Consider the following 2474-nt stretch of genomic DNA (forward strand, 5'->3'; position numbering starts at 1 on the left):
AGTTGCTGCAGCGCGTGCTGCCGCAGCGCGCGATGGACGAGACGGCCGCCCGCGCGCTGGCGGCGGTGTTCTTCCAGGGGCATGGCGACGGCGACTGGGCGCAGTTCGATCGCGGCACGCTGGGCGAGGATGAACTCGTGCCGCGGCTGGCGGCGCGCACCGGGCTCGATGCGGCGTCGGTGCGGCGCATCGTCGATGCGGTGCCGGCCGAGCTTCAGCCGCTCGCCGACACGGTCGCGTGGATCGAACGGCTGAGCGCCGCCGGGCACACGCTGCACTTCCTGTCGAACATGCCACGGCCGCTGGCGGACCACCTGGTGCGCAGCCACCCGTTCCTCGGGCGCTTCACGAGCGGCGTGTTCTCGTCACACGTGCGCCTGCTGAAGCCCGAGTTGGATATCTTCGCGCACTCGGCGCGRCAGTTCGAGATGTCGCCGGGCCGGTTGATCCTGCTGGACGACACGCAGGTCAACGTCGATGCGGCGATCGCCGCCGGTTGGCAGGCGCTGCACTTCCGCGACGCGCCGTCGTGCGAGGCCGCGCTGCACGCGCGCGGCCTGTTCCCGCGTCAACCCTGAGGCGACTCAGCCCTGATGCGCCGGCGCGGCCGGCACCGGTGTCGGCTGCGTGACGGCCGGCGCGCGCATCACGCGCGTCTTGCCGTTCGACGACACCAGGATCACCGGCTCGCCCGGGGCCAGCGTCTCGGTGCCCTTGGCCTGGATGATCGAGCGGCGTTCGCCGTTGCGCAGCTGCACCAGGATCTCCAGCGCTTCCTCGCGGGTGCCGGCACGCTCGATTGCGTTGCCGACCACCGCCCCGGCCACCGCGGCCAGCACGCCGACGGCGACCGCCTCGCGGTGCCCGCCGACCGATGCGCCGGCGATGCCGCCGACCACGCCGCCGGTGACGGCGCCGGCGCCGGACTGCGAACCGTCGATCACGACCGGACGCACCGACAGCACGGTGGCATCCTGGATCTGCGACAGGCGCTGCGCTTCATTGCGCGAGACGACATCGGGGCTGCTGGTGGCGCACGCACTCAAGGTGGCGGCAACGGCCACGGCGATCAAAAGCTTGTTCATGGGGTTCACTCCTCGTTACTCATCTGCATGGACGAGTCGGCCGCACGGCGAGTTCCGCGGCGGCGATGTAAAGAAATCGGAAGTCAGATCCGCAGTCGGCTGTGCCTTGGCACGCTGGCCAGCAGGAATTCCATCTGGTCCGCCAGTATGCGCCGGCCGCGCAGGATCATGTCCTCGTGCAGGCTCGGGATGTAGGGCAGGTACATCAGCGACATGTGCGCTTCTTCCGGCATCCGGTTGCCCTTGTGGCCATTGCAGGCGCGGCAGGCGGTGATGCAGTTCATCCAGCTGTCGAGGCCGCCGCGCGAGGTCGGCACGATGTGCTCGCGCGTCAGGTCGTCCAGGTGGAAGCGCCCGGCGCAGTAGGCGCACACCTGACGGTCTCGGGCGAAGAGCTTGGGGTTGGAGAGCGCGGGCGTCTGGCGCCAGGCCCGGCTCGGGACCGCGCCGCGCACCGCGATGATCGGGTGCACCTCGATGCGCGATTGCAGCCCGGTGCGCCGTTGCATGCCGCCGCGCAGCACGTAGAACGCATCACCCAGCGTCCATGCGACGCCGTCGCTGGCGTAGATGATCGCTGCCTCCTTCGCTGAAATCCACGATTGAGGCCGGCCGGACACATCGAGCTGGAGCACTTCCACGGATGATCTCCTTCCCCGGAGCGTAATCCATTCACTGCGTTTCGCTCAACCGTGGCGCGAATACTGCAGTGCGTTGGCGCCACAAGCACACGCTGTCACACGCCGATCACCGCCACCGGCGATAACCCGAGACTCGGGTTAACCCTCGATGGCCGCCGCTGCCGTCGCATTCCAGGGACTAAACCCTAGAAAAAAACACGGCTTGCTCGAAATAGCGGCGCGCGATCCGCACGGAACCTGCAAAATAGAACGATCGTTCGATTTTATGGATGCACCGTGAGCGACACGACCGATACACCCGTCAACACCGCCGCGGCTCTCACGGGCCGGGGCCCGCGCGATGTCTCGAAGACCCTGCAGAAGGGCCAGCAGACGCGCGCGACGATTCTCGAAGCTGCTCTCGGCCTGGCGTCGTCGATGGGGCTGGAAGGCCTGTCGATCGGCGCGCTGGCCGAGGTCACGCAGATGAGCAAATCCGGCGTCTTCGCGCACTTCGGTTCCCGCGAGGAACTGCAGATCTCCGTGATTCGCGAGTATCACGCCAAGTTCGAGGAAGAAGTGTTTTTCCCTGCCGTGCGCGAGGCCAGGGGTTTGCCCCGCTTGCGCGCGCTGTTCGAGCGCTGGGTCAAGCGGGTGTCGGTCGAGCTGGACTCGGGCTGCATCTACATCAGCGGTGCGGTGGAGTTCGACGACCGGCCGGGTCCGGTGCGCGACGCGCTCGCCACCATGGTGCAGGCCTGGCATACCG

At 68.1% G+C, this 2474-nt stretch carries 4 protein-coding genes; 2 read left to right on the forward strand and 2 right to left on the reverse strand.

Annotation, left to right across the window (positions count from 1 at the left end):
- On the forward strand, window positions 1–578 hold a 578-nt coding region (locus AC1D12_RS30875; RefSeq protein WP_477845027.1), incomplete at its 5' end, for an HAD family hydrolase.
- Between the two features lie 6 nt (window positions 579–584).
- On the opposite strand, the gene AC1D12_RS30880 is transcribed toward AC1D12_RS30875, so the two are convergent.
- On the reverse strand, window positions 585–1085 hold the full coding sequence (locus tag AC1D12_RS30880; RefSeq protein WP_477845028.1) for an outer membrane lipoprotein: 501 nt from the start codon (window positions 1083–1085) through the stop codon (window positions 585–587).
- Between the two features lie 83 nt (window positions 1086–1168).
- A complete protein-coding gene (locus AC1D12_RS30885; RefSeq protein WP_047500311.1) occupies window positions 1169–1726 on the reverse strand; it encodes an HNH endonuclease in 558 nt (185 codons plus the stop codon).
- A gap of 354 nt (window positions 1727–2080) precedes the next feature.
- On the opposite strand from AC1D12_RS30885, the gene AC1D12_RS30890 reads away from it, so the two are divergent.
- The coding region (locus AC1D12_RS30890) for a TetR/AcrR family transcriptional regulator (protein ID WP_477845029.1) at window positions 2081–2474 on the forward strand (394 nt) is incomplete at its 3' end.

The organism is Rhizobacter sp. P1_G5 (assembly GCF_056405435.1).

What these genes read in the sequence shown, in the direction of transcription:
- AC1D12_RS30880 (WP_477845028.1), bottom strand. Translation starts at nt 1,085, where the DNA reads ATGAACAAGCTTTTGATCGCCGTGGCCGTTGCCGCCACCTTGAGTGCG.